This is a genomic window from Micromonospora sp. NPDC051925 (assembly GCF_044548625.1).
In the GTDB taxonomy this organism is placed as follows: domain Bacteria; phylum Actinomycetota; class Actinomycetes; order Mycobacteriales; family Micromonosporaceae; genus Micromonospora.
Window position 1 is genome coordinate 222471 of sequence record NZ_JBIUCH010000013.1, and the last position, 22453, is coordinate 244923.

General features: G+C 69.5%; 7 protein-coding genes and 4 pseudogenes. 7 read left to right on the forward strand and 4 right to left on the reverse strand.

Annotated elements, in window-relative coordinates; all coding sequences use genetic code 11:
• The first annotated feature begins 335 nt into the window (after positions 1–335).
• Positions 336–1883 carry a Rieske 2Fe-2S domain-containing protein gene (locus tag ACIG87_RS19725; protein ID WP_396852103.1) on the forward strand — a complete coding sequence of 516 codons (1548 nt, stop codon included), beginning with the start codon at positions 336–338 and terminating at the stop codon, positions 1881–1883.
• Positions 1884–2042: 159 nt separating this feature from the next.
• Positions 2043–2738, forward strand: a complete 696-nt coding sequence (locus ACIG87_RS19730) for a TMEM175 family protein (protein WP_396852135.1) — start codon at positions 2043–2045, stop codon at positions 2736–2738.
• A gap of 60 nt (positions 2739–2798) precedes the next feature.
• Here ACIG87_RS19730 and ACIG87_RS19735 read toward each other — a convergent pair whose 3' ends face one another.
• A complete protein-coding gene (locus ACIG87_RS19735; RefSeq protein ID WP_396852104.1) occupies positions 2799–4400 on the reverse strand; it encodes a phytoene desaturase family protein in 1602 nt (533 codons plus the stop codon).
• Positions 4401–4694: 294 nt separating this feature from the next.
• Here ACIG87_RS19735 and ACIG87_RS19740 point away from each other — a divergent pair.
• A pseudogene (locus ACIG87_RS19740) lies at positions 4695–6704 on the forward strand (MMPL family transporter); the annotation flags it as partial.
• 32 nt (positions 6705–6736) lie between these two features.
• Here the strand turns inward: ACIG87_RS19740 and ACIG87_RS19745 are convergent.
• Entirely contained in the window at positions 6737–7687 is a 951-nt protein-coding gene (locus tag ACIG87_RS19745) for a YhjD/YihY/BrkB family envelope integrity protein (RefSeq protein WP_396852105.1), read from the reverse strand.
• Between the two features lie 255 nt (positions 7688–7942).
• Complete coding sequence (locus ACIG87_RS19750) at positions 7943–11080, reverse strand: FG-GAP-like repeat-containing protein (RefSeq protein WP_396852107.1); 3138 nt, start codon at positions 11078–11080, stop codon at positions 7943–7945.
• Between the two features lie 450 nt (positions 11081–11530).
• Here ACIG87_RS19750 and ACIG87_RS19755 point away from each other — a divergent pair.
• From ACIG87_RS19755 to ACIG87_RS19770, 4 genes and pseudogenes are all read left to right on the forward strand, one after another.
• Positions 11531–19237 (forward strand): annotated as a pseudogene (locus tag ACIG87_RS19755) (ricin-type beta-trefoil lectin domain protein).
• A gap of 727 nt (positions 19238–19964) precedes the next feature.
• Positions 19965–20145 (forward strand): annotated as a pseudogene (locus ACIG87_RS19760) (hypothetical protein); the annotation flags it as partial.
• Positions 20138–20422: pseudogene (locus ACIG87_RS19765) on the forward strand (transcriptional regulator); the annotation flags it as partial. The pseudogenes ACIG87_RS19760 and ACIG87_RS19765, both read left to right, overlap by 8 nt.
• Before the next feature lie 797 nt (positions 20423–21219).
• A complete protein-coding gene (locus ACIG87_RS19770; protein ID WP_396852109.1) occupies positions 21220–21765 on the forward strand; it encodes a hypothetical protein in 546 nt (181 codons plus the stop codon).
• 201 nt (positions 21766–21966) lie between these two features.
• Here the strand turns inward: ACIG87_RS19770 and ACIG87_RS19775 are convergent, their stop codons facing one another.
• Positions 21967–22173, reverse strand: coding sequence for a transposase family protein (locus tag ACIG87_RS19775; RefSeq protein ID WP_396852111.1), 207 nt, complete (start codon positions 22171–22173; stop codon positions 21967–21969).
• Positions 22174–22453 lie beyond the last annotated feature (280 nt).

Consider the following 22453-nt stretch of genomic DNA (forward strand, 5'->3'; position numbering starts at 1 on the left):
CCTGCCCCGGGCCCGGTGCGGGGTCCGCCCTGCTGGGGCGGACGACCGGGGTGCCATGGCCGGGGTGCCATGGCCGGGGTGCCATGGTCGGGGTGCGTGCCCGGGGGAGCCGTGACCGGGGGAGCCGTGGCCGAGGGCACCGTGACCGGGGGCACCGGTGGGGGAATCCGCCGAGGAGCCGAGGAAGGCCGGCGGGCAGACGATCGGAGCACCTGGGCCGAAGGGCCCCTCCTCGGTGGGGCGGATCGGCTCTACCGGCGTCGCGGACCGCCGACCACACTGCCTCCGGTAGCGTTCTGACGTACACCTTGATTGTCTGTTTGAGGGGGACTGCGGTGCGAGTGACCGGTACGGGACATGCCAGCATGCGGATCGACACGGCTGCGGGCAGCATCCTGTGCGACCCGTGGGTCAATCCGGCCTACTTCGCCTCCTGGTTTCCGTTCCCGGACAATTCCCTGCTCGACTGGGAGGCCCTGGGCCAGGTCGACTACCTGTATGTGTCGCACCTGCACCGGGACCACTTCGACGCCAAGCACCTGCGGGACTTCGTCTCGAAGGACGCCACCGTCCTGCTGCCCGAGTTCCCCACCTCCGAGATGGAGGACGAACTGCGGGCGCTGGGCTTCACCAAGTTCCTCCGGGCGCCCAACGAGCAGGTGGTGGAGCTGGACGGCGGCCTGAAGATCATGATTCAGGCGTTGACCAGCCCGACCGACGGCCCGATCGGCGACTCGTCCCTCTGGGTGGAGTACGACGGGGTCCGGCTGCTCAACCAGAACGACGCCCGCCCCACCGACCTGACCGTCTTCGCGGAGTTGGGCCACGTGCACGCGCATCTGCTCCAGTTCTCCGGCGCGATCTGGTACCCGATGGTCTACGAGCTGCCGCAGGCGGCGAAGACCGCGTTCGGCAAGCAGAAGCGGGAGCGGCAGTTCGACCGGACCTGGCGCTACATCGACGACCTGAAGGCCGATCACGTCTTCCCGATCGCCGGCCCGCCGTGCTTCCTCGACGACGCGCTGTGGCAGTTCAACGACATCCACGGCGACGAGGGCAACATCTTCCCCGACCAGTCGGTGTTCCTGTCCGAGTACGCGAAGGTCGGCGGCACCAACGGCATCGTGCTGCTGCCGGGCAGCGTCGCCGAGGTGACCACCTCCGGCGCGACCACCACCCACCCGGTGCCGGTCGAGGAGTTCTTCGCGAACAAGGTGGCGCACCTGGAGGAGATGCGGGAGCGCAAGCGCGGCGTCATCGAGGCGGAGAAGGCGTCCTGGCGGCACCCCGAGGTGGACGTGCTCGGCGAGATGAAGCGTCGGATCGAGCCGCTGCTGGACGAGTCGATCTACCTGGCCAAGGGGGTCGGCGGCCCGGTCCGCTTCGACCTGGTCGGCTACGACGGCGAGAGCGTCGAGTCGATCGTGGTGGACTTCCCGGGCAAGGAGATCCGGCCGTACGCCGACGAGAAGGTCCGCTACCGGTTCCGGACCGAGCGGGTGCTGATCGAGCACCTGCTGCACATCGGCGAGGTCGACTGGGTCAACTCGCTCTTCCTGTCCTGCCGCTTCTCCGCGGCCCGGATCGGCCAGTACAACGAGTTCGTGTACGCCTTCTTCAAGTGCCTGTCCACCGAGCGCCTCCAGTACGCCGAGGGCTGGTACGACGAGCACGAGCGCAGCACCGACGCGGAGGACATCACCCTGGGCGACTGGGTGGTGCAGCGTCGTTGCCCGCACCTCAAGGCCGACCTGACCCGGTTCGGCATCGTCGACGGCGACCAGCTCACCTGCCAACTGCACGGCTGGAAGTTCGACCTCCCCTCCGGCCGCTGCCTCACCAGCGTCGGCCACAAGATCCGCGCCACCCGCCCCACCCCCTGACCCACCCCCACCCCCACCCCCCGCTCCCCGAGAACCACCCCCCACCCCGGCGATCATGGAGTTCTGGTGGGCCGCAAAGGCCACAAACCAGTTCAGTCCAGGCACCACAACTCCATGATCGACGTGGAGGTGGGGACGGGAGGGGAGGGGTGGGAGGGGATGGTGGAGGGTGGAGAAGTAGAGGAAGGGGTGGGGGAGGGGTATGAGTTTGGGTGGTGGCGGGAGAAGGAGCGGGACGCTTCGCGGGTGGAGGCGTTCAGTGATGCGGTGATCGCGATCGTGCTGACGCTGATGGCGGTGGAGCTGCTCCAACTCAGTCCGCAACGGCCCGAGGGGCAGGAGTTGCCCGACGCGCTGTTCCACGAGTGGCCCGCCTACCTGGCGTACGTGATCACCTTTGTGATCGTCGGGCAGGTCTGGCTGACCCACCACAACATGTGGCGGTACGTCGTCCGGGTCGACCAGCTGCTGCTCGTACTCAATCTGTTGCTGTTGTTGTTCGTGGCGGCCATTCCGTTCGCCGCCAGCCTGCTCGCCGACAACCTGCGTGGCACCGTCGCCGACCAGCGGCTGACCGCCGCGCTCTACGTCGGCACGGTGCTCGGCGAGGCGCTCTTCTTCAACCTGAGCTGGTGGTGGGCCCGCCGTCGACGCCTGCTCGACCCCGGCCTGGACCCCCGGCTGGCCCGTGCGGTGGCCCGCCGCTTCCTGCTCGGCCCGGTGCTGTACCTGGTCGCGTTCGGCATCTCCTTCGTCGACCCGGTGCTCAGCCTCGGGGCGTACTTCCTGCTGACCGGGCTCTACCTGATCCGTGGGCCGGGGGACCTGCCCTCCTCCCGCCCCTCCCGGGCCTGACCGCCCGAGTAGGGACAGCCGGCCCCCGGGCACGTCGTGGGCGGGTCGGGCCTTCCTCCGTCAGCGGTCGAGGTCGGCGAGGATACGGCGGGCGGCGTTGTGGCCGGCCGCACCGATCACACTGCCGGCCGGGTGACAGCCGGCGCTGCCCGCGTACACGCCGTCGATGCCGGTGGCGTACGGCATCCGGTCGGTGAACGAGACGGTGTTGTCGACGTGGTGGATGTGCCCGCCGGTGATGCCGAAGTGCGCCTCGATGCCGGGCGGCGGCAGCGGCACCGCGTCGGCGATCAGGTCACCGGTGCCCGGTGCGTACCGTTCGCAGATCTCCACCAGGCGGGCGACGTAGCCGGGCAGCGCCGTGTCCCAGTCGGTGCCGGCCAGCTCGTAGGGGACCGACTGGACGAACAACGCCGACGAGTGGTGCCCCGCCGGGTCGGACAGCGACGGGTCGACGGTGGTGTGCAGGTACCACTCGATGGTCGGCTCGGCGGGCAGCCGCCCGGCCCGCACGTCCGCCCACATCGCCCGCAGCGCCGCCATCGGTGACTCGCCACCCGTCCCGACCAGCGACGCCGAGCCGGGGAGCAGGTGGATGGTGGAGCCGAACGGGCTGGGCGCGTCGGCCGGCAGGCAGGAGAACCGGGGCAGCCCGGTCAGCGCCAGGTTCAGCTTGAGGGTGGTGCCGGGCCGCCGGACCGCCGCCATCCGCGCGCCCAGCGCCGCCGGCAGCGCGCCGTCGGGCAACAGCTCCATCAGCCGGTACGGGTCACACGCCCCGAGCACCACCTCGGCGGCGACCTCCCGGCCGTCGGCGAGCCGGACGCCGGAGGCCGCGCCCCCGGCCAGGGTGACGGCGTCGACCGGGGCGTCGGTCAGGATGGTCGCCCCGGCGGCACGGGCGGTCTCGGCGAAGGTGCGGGACACGGTGCCCATGCCGCCCTCGGCGATCATCCAGGTGCCGTCGGAACCGGGCAGCCGGCACATGTTGTGCACCAGGAAGTTGTGGCCGGTGCCCGGGTCGTCCGGGCCGGCGTTGAGGCCGGACAGTCCGTCGGTGACCGCGTACATGCTGACCAGCAGCTCGGAACGGAAGTCGAAGCGGGCCAGGTAGTCGGCGACGGAGCCGCGTACGAGGTCGACGAAGACCTGCTGCAGCTGCGGGCGGACGTACCGGTCGGCGGTCTGCTCCACCGACAGCGGCTCGGTCAGCCAGGCCGGGGCCAGATCCGCGCGGAGCTGGGCCAGCTCGGCCTGGAGCGCGTCGTCGGCGGCCACGTCGGCGGGGGAGAAGAACTCGGTGAGCTGCCGCCGGGTGGCAGCGGTGTCGCTGCCGAACAGCAGGTACGGCGCACCCGGCCCGCCCGGGGTGGGCAGGAAGTAGTGCGGATCCCGGCGCAGCACCGGAATGCGTACGTCGAGGGTGGCGAGCAGTTCCGGTGGCATCAGCCCCAGCAGGTACGACCCGGTGGAGTGGCGCAGCTCCGGCACCTTCGGGAACGGGTTCTCGGTGCGGGTGGCCCCGCCGATCACCTCCGCTGCCTCCAGCACCAGCACGTCCAGCCCGGCGCGGGCCAGCAGGACGGCGGAGACCAGCCCGTTGTGCCCCGAACCGATGATCACGACGTCGGCGCGGGACGGCAGCTCACTCACATCGCTCATGCCTGGGCAGCCTAGTGCGGCGGGCCGCGTCCGTCTGCCGCTCGACCGGCCACCGGTGCAGGCGGGGCCCGGCGTCGGGCGGATCGGGGACGGCCGGGTCGCCCCGTCGAACGTGAACGGTTGTTGCGATAGTGGACATCGATCGCTGCGGGGTCGACGCCGGCCCCCGTCGGCGGGCGGCCCGGGTGCGGGCGACGGCGGGTCGGGTCGACGAGGGGAGAGACGATGTTCGCCTGGTGGGGGCGGGCGGTGGTGCGGGCCCGGTGGGCGGTGCTGGCCGTCGCCGGGGTGGTGATGGTGCTCGGGGCCACCTGGGGCGCCGGGGTGTTCGGGGAGCTGACCGGGGGCGGGTTCGACGACCCGGCGAGCGAGTCCAGCCGGACGGCGCAGCGGGTGACCGCGGAACTCGGCCGGCAGGGCGGCGACGTGATCGTGCTCTGGTCCAGCGCCACCGCCTCCGTCGACGAGCCGGCCTTCCGGAACCCGGCCACCGCCACGGTGGCCGGGCTGCGTCAGCGCCCCGAGGTCGCCGAGGTGACCACCTGGTACGACGCTCCCGCTCCCGCGCTGGTCGCCAACGACCGTCGGGCCACCTACGCGCTGGTCAAGCTCACCGGTGCGGACGAGGACGCCCGCTCGGCGCAGTTCGCGGCGCTGCGCCCCGCACTGGACGCGCCGGGCCTGCGTACCGAGGTCGGCGGGCTGGTGGCGTTCCAGGCGGCGGCCACCACCCAGAGCACCGAGGACGTCACCCGGGCCGAGCTGCTGTCCATGCCGGTGCTGCTGGTGCTGCTCGTGCTGATCTTCGGCGGGCTGGTCGCCGCCGGCACCCCGCTGCTCGTCGGCGGGCTGGCCATCCTCGGCGCGTTCGTGGCGGTACGCCTGGTCAACCTGTTCACCGACGTGTCGATCTTCGCGATCAACGTGATCACCCTGATCGGGCTCGGGATGGCGGTGGACTACGCGCTGTTCATGGTCAGCCGGTTCCGGGAGGAGCTGGCTGCCGGGCGTACCACCGCCGAGGCGATCCGGCGCACCATGCTCACCGCCGGCCGGACCGTGTTCGTCTCCGGGCTCACCGTAGCGCTCGCCATGGCCAGCCTGTTGATCTTCCCGCAGGCGTTCCTGCGCTCGATGGGCTTCGGCGGGATGGCCGCCGTGCTGATCGCCATGCTGGCGGCGCTCACCGTGCTGCCGGCCCTGCTGGTGGTGCTCGGCCACCGGGTGGACGCGATGCGCGTACCGCTGCCGTGGCGGCGTGCGACGCGGGGTGGGCGGCCGGCGGCGGGCGCCGGCGGTGGGGCCTGGGCCCGGATCGCGCGCAGCGTGATGCGCCGGCCGACCGTCTACCTGGTGGGGGTCGCGGTGCTGCTCGCCGTGTTGGCCACCCCGTTCGCGCGGATCACCTTCGGCGGGGTCGACGAGCGGGTGCTGCCGGCGGACGCCGGGCCCCGGGTGGTGTCCGAGCGGATCTCCGCCGAGTTCCCCGGCGGCACGATCGCCCCGATCGAGGTGCTGGTCTCCGGCGCACCGGCCGACGCGGTGCGCCCGTTCGCCGACCGGATCGCCGCGGTGCCCGGGGTGACCGGGGTCCAGGTCACGGCGACCAGGGGGGAGTCCACCCTGCTCTCGGTCAGCTACCCGGGTGAGCCGACCGGTGACGCCGCCCGGGACGCGGTGCGGGCGCTGCGCGACCTGCCCGCCCCGGCCGGGGCGGAGGTGCTGGTCGGCGGGCGTCCCGCCGCCGACGTGGACCTGCTGGACAGCCTCGGGGACCGGCTGCCCTGGATGGCGCTGCTGATGGCCGGGGCGACCCTGCTGCTGCTCTTCCTCGCCTTCGGCTCGGTGGTGCTGCCGGTCAAGGCGGTGCTGATGAACCTGCTGTCGATCGGCGCGTCGTTCGGCGTGGTGGTCTGGATCTTCCAGGACGGTCACCTGGCCGGAGCGCTCCGCTTCACCTCCACCGGGTTCATCGAGCCGAGCAACCTGATCCTCATGCTCGCGGTGCTGTTCGGGCTGGCCACCGACTACGAGGTGTTCCTGCTCTCCCGGGTCCGTGAGGAGTGGGACCGCACCGGCGACAACACCGCCTCGGTCGCCGCCGGCCTGCAACGCACCGGCCGGATCATCACCGCCGCCGCGCTGCTGTTGATCATCGTGGTGGCCGGCTTCACCACCGGCGGGATCGCCTACATCAAGCTGATCGGCGTCGGCATGATCGTGGCGATCGTGGTGGACGCGACCCTGGTCCGGGCCCTGCTCGTCCCCGCCACCATGCGCCTGCTGGGCCGTTGGAACTGGTGGGCCCCGGCACCCCTGGCCCGGCTCTGGGCCCGCTACGGCCTGCGCGAGACCGACGACCCGGCGGAATCGCTGTCGGCCCTGGACCCGGCGGCGTCCCCGGACGCGGCGGCTCCGGGTACCCCGAGATCCTCGGATGCGGCGGCTCCGGATGCGGCGGCGGCGCGGCGGGACCGCCACCGGGACAGGGCGAGGGTGGCCGAGTAGCCGGCCAGCACGATCACGTGGAACAGGTAGAGCCAGAGCAGCACCGCGACACCGGCCCCGACCGGGTCGAAGCCGCCGAACGGGACACCGAGGTCCAGCGGGAGCGAACAGAACAGCACGAAGCCGTGCAGGAAGCCGGAGAGGTTGGCGGCGGTGAACGAACCGACCGCCAGCGTCGACAGCCAGTCCGGGGAGGCCGGCCCGACCACCCGGAACACCCACATCAGCACCGGGGTGAGCACCAACCACACCCCGAGGAACGACAGCACGATGCCGACCGCGGCGACCCAGCCACCCTGTTGGATCAGCCGGGTGGTGGTGGGCAGCGCGATGAGGATCGACAGCAGCAGGGCGGGGGCGGGGGCGAGCAGCGGCAGCAGCAGTAGCCGCCCCCGCCAGCCGACGAACGACTCGCCGGTGTGCGACGCGGCCACCGAGACGAACGCCCGGCGCAGCCCCTCGCCGTAGAGCGAGGCGGGCAGCAGGGAGGCCAGCGCCAGCAGCGGGGTCAACCGCACCCCGGCCGTGACCAGCGCGTCCACCGCGTCCGGGGCGCCGATCGCGTCCGGCAGCGTCTCCACGGCGTACGAGGTGAGCCGGCGTACCCGGTCCGCGCCGGCCAGCAGCGAGGTCAGCCAGATCGCCAGCAGCGCCACCGGTACCACGGCGATCGCCCCGTAGAAGGTGATCGCGGCGGCGTGCAGGGACAGGTCCCGCCCCCGCACCGGCCGGAACGCGGCGCTGGCGATCCGCTTCGTACGCTGCCATGGGTCACCCATCGTGATGTTCTTCCCCCTGTCGCCCCCGGGTACGCCTCACCTTGCCCGCGCTGCGACGGTATTCACCACGGAACGGCTGATCCTGCGTGACCGGACCGGCTCGCGGTCCGACCTTGCCGTGATCTTCGGACCGCTACCTGCTGCCCGAGGGTGCGGCCCGCCCGGCCGAGGTCCGTCACGGGCAGGCCGCCGGGCATGACGACGGGCCGGGCGGTCGACCGCCCGGCCCGTCGAGGCCCACTCACCTGTCGCCGGTCAGCCGAAGGACCGCACAAGTCGCCAGTCCTGCTCGATGACGATCTTCACCGCCCCGCCGGTGTTGGTGCTGGACGGGTGATAGATCCGCAGCTTCCCGTCGGAGGAGAACCGGGCCCAGAAGTCGGGCACCCGGTCCCCGTTCACGTCGGGAATGCCGACGATCGCGTCGATGGCCGCCTCCGTCCAACCCGTCCCGTACGAGACGTCCCCGGCACGGGAGTTGGCAGCGGTCTTGAGTGAGTCCAGGTTGACACTGTCGGTCACCGTGCCGGGCTTGCCGTGCCGGACGTACATGTTGCCGTTGTCCAGGTTCCGCCAGAGCAGGTCCGGGGTGCCGTCCAGGTCGATGTCGGCCATGTTGACGACCTCCCGGCGGGCCCAGGCGGTGCCCTCCATCAGGGTGGCCGACTGGAAGCTCCCGCCGGTGTAGCCGCTCAGCACCCAGAACTGCGTCCCGGAGCGGACGACCAACTCCGGCAGCTTGTCGCCGTCGAGGTCGCCGACCGCCTTGATCTGCGTCCAGGTGGCCGGTGCCGGGAGGGTGGGCGTGTCGGTCGGCAGGAGGACCCGCAGCCGGCGGTCCACCGGGAAGCTGCCGTACCCGTCGCCGGGATAGAGCCAGAAGCCGCCGTCGGGGGTACGGGCGAACAGGTCGGTGGTGCCGTCGCCCGGGTAGGTGTCGCCGTACTTGGTGATCAGCGCGGCCGGGCCGAGGCGGACGGTCCAGTGCCCCGGCGGGTTGCGGGTGCCGTCGGCGGCGTACGAGCTGGTGAGGGATTCGTGCAGCTCGCCGCCCTCGTCACCCGGGTAGGTGTGCAGCTCGCCGCCGAAGGTGATCGCGAGCAGGTCGGGGATGCCGTCGCCGCCGGTGTCGCCGGGGCCGTCGGCCTGGTCGGACGGCGGTAGGTAGAAGGTGTAGTCGGTGGGTTCGCTGCGGTTGCCGGCCGCGTCGTAGGCGTACACCTGGAGGGCGTTCGGGCCGGCGTGCCGGGGTTTGAGGTCGGGCACCTCGGCGACGCCGTTGGTGGCGGTCACCGAGAGGCTGCCGACGCCGCCGAAGGAGTAGGTGAACCGGGCCGCGCCTTCAGCGCTGAACATGATCGCGCCGGTCTGACCGAACTTCACCGTGGCCCAGGTCGCCCCGTCGTCGGTGGCCTCCTTGAAGACCTCGCTGCTGACGTCGGGTGCCGGCGGCGCGGAGGCGTCGATGGTGAGCCGGCAGGGCTCGGCCCCCGTCGGAAAGTACGCCGACGTCGCGCCTGAGGTGTCCTCGGCCCGGACGTTCCACGAGTAGACGGCCTTGTCCTCCAGCGTGCTGGCGGGGACGGTCAGCGTGGCCTTGCCGGCGCTGTTGGGGGTGACCAGGGTGCCGGCAGGCACGGTCGCGCCGGTCTTCCAGAACCGGAAGCGCAGCGATTTGAGGTTGCCGTCGGGGTCGGCGGCGGTCGCCGACAACACCAGGTTGCTCCGCGCGACGGTGACGCCGCCGCCCGGACCGGGCACACAGGTGCCGCCAGGGGACGAGGTGACGTTCGTCGGCGTGCCGGGCGGCCGGTTGTAGACGACGGTCAGCTCTGCCGACGTGGCCTTGAACTTGCGCCAGGTCAGCGTGTCGGACTCGCTGGTTGCCTGCATGCCGAAGGTGAGGTTCGCCAGGCCGTTGTCGGCGCCCTGCTGGGCCGCGTTCCGTACGTCGAAGCCGACGTAGTCGTCGGCGCAACTGCTGCCGTAGCCGTAGGCGAAGGACTTCTTCTGCTGCAACGTCTGCCAGCTCGGCTGGGAGTTCCAGGTGGTGCCGGAGGAGATCGCGCCGGTGAGCCAGAGCTGCATCTCCCGGTGGGTGCAGGACCATGAGTGGTTGTTCAGCACCTTGAAGCTGGCGGAGGTGATCGCCGCGCCCTTCATGTCGGTGCGGTACTGCATCCGCCAGAACGAGCGGGCCCGCAGCGGCGTCTGCTGCTCGTATCCGACGCGGGCGTCGGAGGTGCCGGAGTTGAAGTTGGTGCCGTTCCAGGTGTTGGTCTTGGGGTGTTGCGAGTAGACGGTCGCCCAGGCCAGCGTGCCGCTGATCAGGGTCGGGTCGAGGAAGACGGGAAAGGCGACCGTCGGATCGGTGAGCAGGCCGGTGCCGGCGGCGTCGAGGTGCAGCCGGGTCTCGCCGGTGCCGTCACCGTCGAGGCGGGTGCGGATCGGGGCCTGCCGGGCACCCGGTTCACTGCCGCTGAGGCCGGACAGCCGTAGTACGTCGGCCGGAGTGTCCACTGCGGTACGTGGTGCCGCGTGTGGGTCCTCGGCGTCCTGACCGGCGGAGTCCCAGGCGAAGGGGGAGGGGACCGAGGCGATCTCCCGACCGTCGGCCGGGTCGAGGGCTCGGACACCGCCGGTCTCCGGATCGTGCCGGAAGACCGCCGTGGCGGAGCGGAGTCCGTAGCTGAGCGCACCGACGGCCTGGATCGTCTCGGCGGCGTTGTTCTTGACGATCAGCAGCTGACCGAAGCCGCCTGCCTCGCGGGCGACGACGAGTAGGTCGACCCCGGGCAGCACCTCCGAGTAGAGGGCGCGCGGGCCGTCGAGCACCGGTTCCGGCAACGGGCCCGGCCAGGTGTAGGTGATGGTGTGCCCGTCGGTCTCCAACTCGGCCAGCACACTGGTGCCGCTGCCACCTTCGCTGCGGCTGCTTCCCCCGCTGCCACCGGTTTCGGTGCCGCCGCCGGAGAAGCGGACCGGGGCGGGGACGTTGACCGGACGGACGTCGAGGCGACCGGTGGCCTTTCCGGCGCGGGTCAGCGTCGTGTCGATCTTCGTCCACCGGCCGTCGGCGGCCCTGGCCCGCTGCGGGGTGGCGTGGACGGTGGTGCGTAGCTGCCCATCAGGGAGCGCCCAGGTCAATGACGTGGCAGTGGTGGCGGTGTCGACCAGTACCTCGGCGCCGGTGCGGGCGGCGTGAGCCACGGCGGTCGGCTCGTCCCGCGGAACAGGGGCGGGCGCGGGTGCGGCGGCGGCCATCCGGGGCAGGTCGGGGCCGGGTCGCAACGGTAGTGGGGCGACGACGAGTGCGGCCAGCAGCACACCCAGGGTGAGGGTCAGCCTGGTGCGTGTACGCACTAAGGGCTTGAGCAGGCGAGGCGCGGTCACGGCGGGTCTACTCCCGTGGGGCCGGGCGGACAGGGAAACGGAACGCCCGGCCGGCGGGCCCGGCGGGTCAGGGGCAGAACGAGGGCCCACGATCGCACGGCACCAGGGCACCTCGTCTATCCCGAGACCGTTATTGATTTGTGATCTGCCAGGAAAAGTTACTGAGAGACATGCCCCGAATTTGAACCGATGCGGCTTTTGCTGCCGCAGGGTGACAATGTTTGCGATCTTGTACGCCCTTCTGGGCTGCATACGTCGTTTGCGGTGTCTGTTACCGATCATCCAGTGGTCTAGATCACTCGACCCTCCGGGCGGTAACCGATAACGGGGTTGAGCGTGAGGCTCTCCTGACGCAGAGTGCTCAAGCACATGTCGCAGCCGCCGGCATGTGCCATCGCGGTTGTCCGCATCTCTTCTTTCCTCTTCGCGCCTGGGTGGGAGTCGACGCGCATGCGTGGTACCGGTTTGCTGTTCCGACGGTCGCCCGGCCGACAGACCCGGGCGGCCGGACGCCGCCGGTGGGGGCGTGCCGCCCGCACCGCGTTCGTCCTTGCGCTCTCCACCACGCTGGCGGCGACGAGCCTGCCCGCCGCCGCGCTGGCGGTGCCCGGTCCGGGGATGAGCCGCGAGAAGAACCGGCTCGACCTGCCGGACCTGCCGGAGACCGCGCGGGTCGAGCAGGACAACGTCGCCCAGACCGAGATGACCACCGAGAAGGTCGGCGACGTGACGGAGTATGCCCCGTCGGCCGTCGAGCCCTGGGTGCAGGACACCGGCACAGTGGACCTGACCGGCGTCGCGCCCGGCGCCACCCGGCCGGTCGACGACCTGCCGGTCGCGCTGGGTGTGCCGAAGGGCGGTGACCCGGCCGCGCTGGCCGGCACCTGGACGGTCGACCTCGCCGCGCCCGAGACGTCGCAGGTCGCCGGGGTGTCGGGCCTGATCATGAAGATCACCCCGCCGGTCGCCACCGATCCGGCCGCCGAGGTGACCCTCAGCGTCGACTACACCTCCTTCGCCGACCTGTACGGTCCGCAGGCCGCCGACCGGTTCGGCGTCATGCTGCTGCCCGACTGCGTCTACGACGCCCCCGACAGCGGCGACTGCGCCGATGGCGGCGACGGCACCGAGCCGGTCGACCCCGCACCGGCGCAGGCGGTGCCCAGCGAGGTGACCCTGGTGCCCGCCGGGTCGGCGCCCGCCCGCGTCGCGCAGGCCGAGAAGGCACCGGTCCGCCGGATCGTCATCGGCACCGTGCCGGTCGGCCCGTTGCGCGACCCACAGTCCACGCGCACCGCCGGTGTCGCCGCTGCCACCGGCAGCCCGAAGGTCGTCGGCGTGCTGGACACCGGCGCATCGGCGGGCGGTGACTTCACCGCCAGCCCGTTGCTCTCCTCGGGCTCCTGGGCGGCGGGCTCCTCCTCCGGGGCCTTCACCTACTCGTACCAGGTGCAGATACCCGAGACTGCCGGTGGCCTGATGCCCAAGGTGGCGCTGGGGTACTCGTCGCAGTCGGTGGACGGCCGCACCTCCGCCACCAACAACCAGGCGTCCTGGATCGGCGATGGCTGGGACTACAGCGCCGGTTCCATCACCCGCAGCTACGCCAACTGCCGGCAGGACGCCAGCACGGGCGCGAACAACACCACGCACCGCACCGCCGACCTCTGCTGGGGTTCGGACAACGCCACCCTCTCCCTCGGTGGCATGACCACTGAGTTGGTCTACGCCAACGGCACCTGGACCACCGCCAACGGCGACGGCTCCCGGATCGAGCTGAAGGAGGACGCCAGCAACGGCGACGCCGACGGCGAGCACTGGATCGTCACCACCCGGGACGGCACGAAGTACCACTTCGGCCTCAACCGGCTGCCCGGCTGGAACACCGGCGACCCGGTCACCAACTCGGTCCTCACCGTGCCGGTGTACGGCAACCATCCCGGAGAACCCTGCTACAAGGTGGGCAACTGGGCCGGCTCCGTCTGCACCCGGGCCTGGCGGTGGAACCTCGACTACGTCGAGGACGTGCACAGCAACGCGATGAGCCTGTGGTGGGCCCGCGAGTCGAACTACTACGCCAGGAACTTCAACTTCAAGGCCCCGGTGAAGTACGACCGGGCCGGCTACCTCACCCGCATCGACTACGGGCAGCGCCGTGGCAACGTGTACTCGGCGGCCCCGCTGGCCCGGGTCACCTTCGACGTCGCCGAGCGCTGCTTCACCGAGGGCACGACCACCTGCACCGAGGCCAACTTCACCAGCAAGGACCCGGCGAAGTACCGGATCTGGTACGACACCCCGGCCGACCTGCGCTGTGCCGACAAGCAGAAGTGCTGGAACGCCGGGCCGTCCTTCTTCTCCCGCAAGCGGCTCACGAAGATCACCACCTGGGCCCAGCGCCAGCAGGGCAGCACGAACCTCCAGGCGGTGGACGACTACCAGCTCAAGCAGTCCTTCCCGACCCTGCGGACCGGCCCCAACACCGCGCTCTGGCTGGAGTCGGTCACCCGGTCCGGCTACGGCGTGACCGGCGACCGGATCACCCTCAACCCGGTGCGGTTCGCGGCCAACGTCGACGACATGCCGAACCGGGTCAGGAACGACAACCGCCCCGGCTTCTCCCGGTTGCGGATCGGGCGGGTCGTCAACGAGTACGGTGGCGAGACCGTCGTCACCTACAAGCAGCCGACAGGGGCCTGCGCCACCGGTGCGGGCCTGCCGAACGACCCGAAGGACCCGGCGGTCACCGCGGCGCTGAAGGCGAACACCCGGCTCTGTTACCCGGCCTTCTGGCACCCGGACCCGGCCGAGGAGTCCATCGACTGGTTCCACAAGTACGTGGTCGAGTCGGTCGAGGAGGTTCCCGCGGTCGACGGGCCCTTCAACGTCCGCACCGTGTACGAGTACGGCACCCCCGGCTGGAAGCTCGCCGAGCAGGAGTTCACCAAGAAGTCCACCCGCACCTAGTCCCAGTTCGCCGGCTTCGACCAGGTGACCGTCCTCACCGGAGAGAACGAGGCCGCGACCGGCAGCCGGCAGACGATGTCCGTCGCCCGCTACTTCCGGGGCCTGGGCGACACCGTGTCGGTGAAGGACATCGCCGGCGACGAGATCGCGAAGGACGAGGAGCCCTTCGCCGGCCGGGTCGCCGAGGAGTTGACGTACGTCGAGGCCGAGCCCGACGCCGACGCGGCCTACCTCAGGGCGAACTGGCTCACCCGCAGCATCACGTATCCGGAGGCGACGCTGCTCGCCACCCGGGAGCGCGGGTCCGGCCTCAGCCCGTTGCGCGCCTGGCGGGTCACCGAGCCGCGCCAGGTCGCGTACAGCCGCTCCTCCGGCGGCGACCGTGCGGTCGAGACGAAGACCAGGTACGAGGAGACGTACGGGCTGCCCGACCGCATCGAGTCCCTCGGCGAGGTCGGCAAGGGCGGCGACGAGTCCTGCACCACGATCGAGTACCTGCACCGCACCGACAAGAACCTGATCGGCCTGACCAAGCAGGTCCTGACCAGCCCGACAACCTGCGGAGCAGCCGCCTTCGGCGATCTGACGACGCTCAGCTCCGCCAGCCGGGTCGCCTACGACGACGAGGCGTACGGTGTCGCCCTCGCCGCCGACGCGAGGGGCCGGGTCCGCGAGACGTGGTCGCTGAAGGCGGACGGCACGGGCTTCCAGTCCGACGGCACCACCACCATCGACGGCATCGGCCGGGTCACCTTCCGCACCGACCCCGACGGCAAGCAGTCGCAGATCGAGTACCTGCCCTCCACCGGTCAGGCGTACTCGGTCAAGGAACGCAACTCGCTGGGACACGATCAGGTCCGCGAAGTCGATCCCGGTCGGGCCGTCGCGCTCAAGACCACCGATGCCAACGGACGGGTCAGCAACGCAAGGTACGACGCACTGGGCCGGCTGGTCGAAGCCTGGGGGCCGGGCCGCACCCCGTCGGTCACCGCCGTCCCGGATTTCCGGGCCGAGTACGCCACCCCCGAGGGCAAGCCGCCGTACGTGACGACCTTCAGCCGGGGCCACGAGGACCGGGTGCAGACCTCCGTCACCATCTACGACGGCCTGGGCCGGGAGCGGCAGAGCCAGGAGCAGGCCACCGGTGGCGGACGGCTGATCACCGACCGGTACTACAACAAGGCCGGCGAGGTCTTCGAGACGTACAACGCCTACTACGCCGAGGGCGGGCCGCGCGGCGAACTCTTCGTGCCGCTGGCGCGCACCGCCGTACCCAACATCACCCGCTACAGCTACGACGGCCTCGGCCGGGTGACCCGGGAACTGCCCATCCTCCGCGACCAGGAGCGGCCCGAGCGGGCCACCACCTACGGCTACGGCACCGACCAGTCCACGGTGGTGAACCCGACCGGGGCGGCCTCCTACCGGATGTTCAGCGACGCGCTGGGCAGGACCACCCGGGTGGACACCTTCACCGACGCGGCCCGCACCGAGTTCACCTCGATGACGTACGGGTACGACGCGCAGGGACGGCTGACGAACGCCCGGCACTCCGCCGCTGCGGACCACCCCTGGACGTGGAGCTACGACCAGCGCGGCCGGCTCACCTCCAGCACCGACCCGGACGCCGGCACCACCCAGTTCACGTACGACCACCGGGACCGGCAGCTGACCACCACCAATGCCCGTGGCGTCACCGTCTGGAACGGCTACGACGAACTGTCCCGTCCGACCCGGCAGCGACTCGGTGGCAGCACCGGCGCGCTCCTGGCCGAGTTCAGCTACGACACGGTCCCGGGAGGCAAGGGCCTGCCGGCCACCGCCACCCGATACACCGACGGGTTGCCGTACACCCAGACGATCGGTGGCTACACCGAGGACTACCAGCCGACGTCGACCACGCTCACCCTGCCGCAGTCGGTGGCCGACACCTGGGGCCTGCGCTCCTCCTACCGGTACGACTACTCGTTCACCGACACCGGCCTGTCCGAGTCGTCGACCCTGCCCGCCGTCGGCAACCTGCCCGCCGAGAAGATCCTGGTCAGGTACACCGCCGACGGCCTGCCGCTCTCGGTCTCCGGCAAGGACTGGTACGGCGCGGAGACGGCCTACTCGCCGTACGGGCAGGTGTTGCGCTCCACGCTCGGCGCGCAGCCCTACCGGGTGTGGACCACCGCCAGCTACGACGACGCCAGCGGCGCGCTCACCGAGCAGCAGGTGCACCGCGAACAGAAGAACAAGACCGGCAACCGGTTCGACGGCAGCAACCTGGTCTCGCGCCGCGTGTACTCGTACGACGACGCGGGCAACGTCACCGCGATCCGGGAGCGCGCGACCGACATCGCCGAGCGGCAGTGCTTCCGCTACGACGCGCTCGGCCAACTCGAGACCGCCTGGACCTCCGCCGACCAGGAGGCCTGCGCCACCGGACCGCTCGGTGCCCTCGCGGTGTCGCCCGGCACGGACGGCACCGGCTACTGGCAGGAGTACCGCTACGACCTGCTCGGCAACCGAAAGTCGCTGGTGGAGCAGGACCTCAGCGGCGCGACTGCCACGGGCGCGATCACCAGCACGTACCAGTACACCAGCAGCCAGCCGCGCACCCTCAGCACGGTGGCCCGGCACTGGACCACGCCGCAGGGCGTCGAGATCACCTCCGAGGCGACCCGGCTGTACGAGCTGACCGGCGAGACGAAGTCGGTCACCTCGAACAACGGCGACGAGCAGACCCTGACCTGGACGTACGACGGCAAGGTCGAGCGGATCACCGGCCTGGGCAGCAAGGGGCGGACCCCGTACGTGGGTCTGGCCGACAAGTGCCTGGACCTCAGCTCCGGCCTCGCCCAGGCCAACCAGCCGATCCAGCTCTACTCGTGCAACGGCTCCCCCGCCCAGAAGTGGGCTTTCGCCCCGGTACCGGGCATGGACCAGAACGACCCGAACCTGGGCACTCTCACCGGTCCCGACGGCTGGTGCGTCCAACCGGCGGCCACCACCGCCGGGTCGCCGCTGCGGCTGCAGAAGTGCGACCGGTCGACCGCCCAGCACCTGGTTCGTTCGTCGACCGGCCAGCTCAGGCACGTCGCCTCCGGGTTGTGCCTCGCCGTGCAGAACGCGGCCCCGACCAACTCCACCCCGATCGTGCTGACCGCCTGCGACAACGCCTCCACCGCCCAGCAGTGGGAGGCGCAGTCGGAGACCCGGCACATCTACGGGCCGGGCGGCAACCGCCTGCTGACCATCCAGGGCAGGCAGGCCACCCTCGACCTGGGCGAGTCGCAGGTCACCGTCGGCAGGGGCGGCACGCTGGTGAACACCCAGCGCACGTACGCCGCCCCCGGCGGTGCGGTGGTCCGCTACGCCCAAGGCGCCAACGCCCCCGGCCTGGTCGCCGTGGCCGGTGACCATCAGGGCAGCCCGTACGCGGAGGTGGGCCTGTCCAGCGGGATGCCGGTGCGGATCCGGAAGCAGGACCCGTTCGGCAACCAGCGTGGTGCGGCCGATCTGGGCGCGAACATGCAGACGAACGCGGGCTTCCTCGGCGCGACCCGGGACGACGCCTCCGGGTTCGTGCCACTCGGCGCACGCCTGTACGACCCGTCTGTGGGCCGGTTCCTGTCGGCCGATCCGGTGCTGGACCTGACGGACCCGCAGCAGAACAACGGCTACGCGTACGCGCACAACAACCCGGTGACGCATTCGGATCCGTCGGGGCTGTCGGTGTCGTTGACGGCGTCGGAGATGGCGGCGGCGCTGGCCGGTGCGGGCCTGTCGGCGGCACAGGTGGCGCAGGCGCAGGCCAACATGGGCCGGTCGCTGATGTCGGTGATCCTGGACTCGGCCTGGTACATGCTGAAGGAGTTCCTCGGCATCAACGACGCCCTGAACTGCTTCGGGGGCGACCTGTGGGCGTGCGGCAGCCTCATCATCGGGGCGATCCCGTGGGCCAAGTTCGGCAAGATCCCCGCAGTGGCCAGAGCCATCGATCGGACGATCGCCGCGATCCAGGCGTGGAAGGCGGCGAAGCGGGCTGCCGAGGCGGTCCTGGCGGCGGCGCGGGCTGCCGAGACGGCGGCGTTGAACGCGAAGAAGCTGGCGATCGAGCGGGCGAAGAAGGCCGCCCAGGCGGCGGCCAAGAAGCCGGTCGACAAGGTCAACACGACGAGTAACGCGGCGGCGCAGGCGGCGCGGAAGACCGGCAACCCCGTACAGAAGCAGGCGCAGGCGAAGGGCAACCCGAAGGCGTCCTCTGCTGCCGCGTCCGGCGGTGGTGCAAAGAAGTCCTCGTCGTCCGGCGGGGGTGGGTCGAAGTCGGGCGGCTCGTCGGGTGGGTCCGCACGCAGCAACGGCGGGTCCAGCGGTGGCGGTGCGGGCGATGCCTGTACCCGGCCGAACAGTTTCCTTCCCGGTACCCGGGTGTTGATGGCCGACGGGTCGACCAAGCCGATCGAGAAGGTCAAGCCGGGGGACAGGGTCAGGGTCACCGATCCGCAGACGGGTCGGGTCGAGGTGGAGACGGTCACGGCGGCGGTCAAGAGCCAGGGTGTGAAGAACCTGGTGAGGATCACCGTCGACGCCGCGGAGTCGGAGCCGGCCGAGCTGGTGGCGACCGAGGCGCATCCGTTCTGGGTGCCTGAGCTGGGCGAGTGGGTCCACGCCACGGACCTGCGGTCGGGGCAGTGGTTGCGGACCAGCGCCGGGACTCACGTGCAGGTCACCGCCGTCGAGCGGTGGACCGTCCTGCAGGCCAGAGTCCACAACCTCACGGTCGCCAACACCCACACGTACTATGTGGTAGCGGGCAACACGCCCGTGTTGGTCCACAACTGCGGCGGAGGGTTTAAGAACGGCGTCTCCGCAGATGAAATCGATGACATTAATCGCAGCTTCGAAGGCACGCATGAACATAATGGATCTGCCGCTAACGCGCTGACCAATGCATCTCGTTACAATAGTTTCTGGGAGAAGTCGGCAGTGTTGGTGCGGGATATTGCGGGTTCCCATATGTATAACAACGGGAACAAGCGTACGGCCCACGCGGTTGTGTCAGAATTGATGCAGAGGAATAACGTCATCAGTGGCCCGAATTCCGATGAACTATGGAGTGTGGTCGCCCGGGTGAGTGATTCTAGAAAGAAGGGCCACACCATGGACGTTGGCGAGATCGCAAGCATGCTGAGGGGCTTCTAGTGCTTGAGACGGGGTTTGGCCTGCCGGAACTCATGGAGGATCTTGGTCGCCACGGCGTGACCATGATTCTGAAGGTCGATCATGAGCGCCTAGGATTCGGACAAAAACCCTGGACGGTCGTGCTTTCTGGTCCGTCGCTGGGTGATCTTCGGGCAATCCATTCAGACTTCCATAATCTGCGAGAGGCGCTAGAGTATTGCCTTCCCAGGCTGCGAGACCTGCCGGGGGACTGGGAGTGGCTTGAGGGGTATTCATTAGATTAGTGTTGCGGCTTGCGTGTCCTGCCATGACCGGCAAGTTCGCGTGACGGTCTGTCGGTTCAAGCGGCAGGGAAAGCTGCGGAACGCGCTTTTCTGAAGGTTGCTCGACGACTGCGAAATCGGCGAGAGGGCATCCCCTAGAGCGTGGAGTGGCATCGGTACGGACAGTGCCGGTGTCACTCCGCGATGCGCTGGTGGGCGTGGGAGTTCGTCTCGGTTGCTGTCAGGGTTGCTGTCAATGCTCAAGTATTTATGTAGATTATTCGATGGACTTTCCCTGTTGCGGGCTCACCCGTTCCGCACGGTGGCACGGCGCGTAGCGCCGTGGCGTCGATCGCCGGTTGCCGCTGCTGCGTTGACCCGTGAAGCGATCGTCGTGGCCTCGTGCGCCCGGTATATGTCGACCGGATATCGATGTCTGGGGCTGCTGTCTGGGCGTGCGCGCGGGGCCGGAACGGCTGTAGCGCGTGCGCGCGGCCCGGCATCGAGTCCGGACCTGGCTGGTGCTGTTCCGGGAGGGCACCGACGCCGCCGGCCGGCCCGTCGCGGCCACGACCCAGACGCCGATCATCAGCGACAACCCGGCCCTCAACCGGCGCCTCGCCCTCTACCTGCTCGAACGCGACCGCATCAGCGGAAAGACGCCGGCCGCTACGCCGACGCCCAACGGCTCTACCTGTCCGGCGTCACCGCCGCCGACGCAGCCGGTGACCGGGCACTCGGCGCGCAACTGCTGTCCAGCCTCGCCTACCAGATCACCAACGTCGGCAAACGTGAAGACGCACTGCTCATCGCCCGCTCCGCCGTCACCGGCGCCCCCGATGCCAGTCCACTCGTCCGGGCCCTGCTGCTGGAACGCCTCGCCTGGGCCGCCGCCCGGCTCCGCGACACCGACACCACCCGCCGCGCCCTCGACGCCGTCAACGGCACCAGGCGACCTACCGAGTAGACGCCCCGGCCGATGGCTCGCTCAGCCTGGCGTGCGCCCACGTTGCTGTCACGGTCGCTGTCAAAATCGCCAACAATCGATGGACTGCCGACGGGTGGTTGAGCGAAAGCCCAGCTCCCTGCCAAGATCGACGCCATGGCATCGCCGCAGCCACCGTAACAACGCCACACGTACTATGTGGTAGCCGGCAACACACCGGTACTCGTACACAACTGCGGTGACGGAGCTGAAGATCGTCTCAGCGCTATTGCTGATGATATCCGGAGTAGCACGCCAAAGCGTCAGCGGCCTGGAACGGTGAGTGAAAGTGTGGGCGTCCGTCCGTCGGGGCTCTTGGTTGCAGTTCATACAACATCCGGCTCCCCTGGACCGATTCCGGGACCTCTGATGTCGGCCTTGACGGCCTGCGGACACGCGCATGGTGGCTGTAGTGAGGTGAGTGGCACCGCCAAGCTTATGAATCTTGGCGCTATCCCAGAGTCGGTTACCACCGTCGGAATTCAGTCGAAACGGATTGGTGCGACACTGCATGGACAGCTCATGGCGCCATGTCCGTCATGTAGCCGACTTCTGTCCGGACTCGGTGTGACCTCGAGAGGTGGTCAATGAGTGCTATAGGGAGTCGCTACATTACTGATTGCCCGGAAGGGCTGTCAGAGCGCGCGGCACACTTCCTCCGTAGCCTGTCGCGAAGGGTTGACTTCGAGCGAGGGCTAACTGGACAAAGCCTTCATCGGGAAATAGTTAGGGTTTATGGTGGCCCGAGTAGCTTGATGGTGGTCCTCTTGGATCGCTTGCAGGAGCGATATGGCGGCCTATCCTACGAAAGTGGCTTCTTTCAGTCGCATGTTACGTTTGCTCCAGTCTGCGATCCGGAGGACCCGAACGAAGAGTTGGAAATCTTGTATGCGGTTGAAACCGGGAGCCCAGTAGGTGCTTCGGTGAAAATTGATGGGCAAGTTGAAATAGGTCTCGATTCCGCCGGCTTTAGAGAGTTTAGCAATCTCGATTTTTTGGTTGAGTGTGATGCGATGTTTTCCGCGGCAGATTCCCTAGGTGAAGGCGTGCAATTGCATCTGGGTGGTAGTTCGGCGCGAGCGGCCATAGATGCGCTTCGTGTTGACGAGTCATTGGGGCTCAAGTTGGCACCAATGGCTTGCGGATATCATTCTTACTGGCTCGTAAGCGGAACAACCATGATTTATGCCACAGACGTATGGGGTCTGCTGGGTGGCGCTATGCCGCCGCTTCTTAAGATCTGGACCACTGATGACGTCGCAGCCGAAAGAATCGCGAGCATAGTCACTCAAATTCACTAATTGCCCGGACGGTCTATAAGGTCAACTCGTTTGTATGCCTGACCGCCTGCTGCCACGCAACGAACACCGTGTGTAATAGGATGATGTCGAAGTTCGCCGCGGTCTGGTCGTGTTGCCGTCGGCGGCAAGGGCCCGGGCGTTCGCAAGGTCGGGATATGATCGTTTTAGGCGAGTCCGAGCATTCGTAGTGATCGATACCAGTCAGCGGCACACCACGGCATCCAGAGCGTCGGCGTCGATGCCGGTCAGCACCCGCGACAACGTGCTGTCGTCCGGCACCCGCCGCACACCGGTGAACGCGTCGCGGGTGGCGCCGAGCCGGTCCCACACCACGTCCGGCAGGTCGGCGGCCCACTCGACGATCTCCACGACCCGGCTGGAACCCGAGACCACCGCCGCGATCGCCATCGCGAGCAGCCCCGGCAGCGTATGGATCCGACCTCGTGCGTCTCACGGGGCCGGCACCAGGGCGAGGGCTGCAACAACCCCGGCGTGTCCTGTTCCGACAGAGGCGACACGCCGGACAGACGTGCGGACAGCCCGCCGATCAACGAGGATGCTTCCACGAACGCGGTCCTTCTCGATCATCCAGCCTAGTACTCCAACGTCACTTGGCTTCGGCGTTGGGCGTGGCGTGGGCGTGAAGACGGCCACCGCGTTGATCATCGATGGTTTGTGAGGACAACCG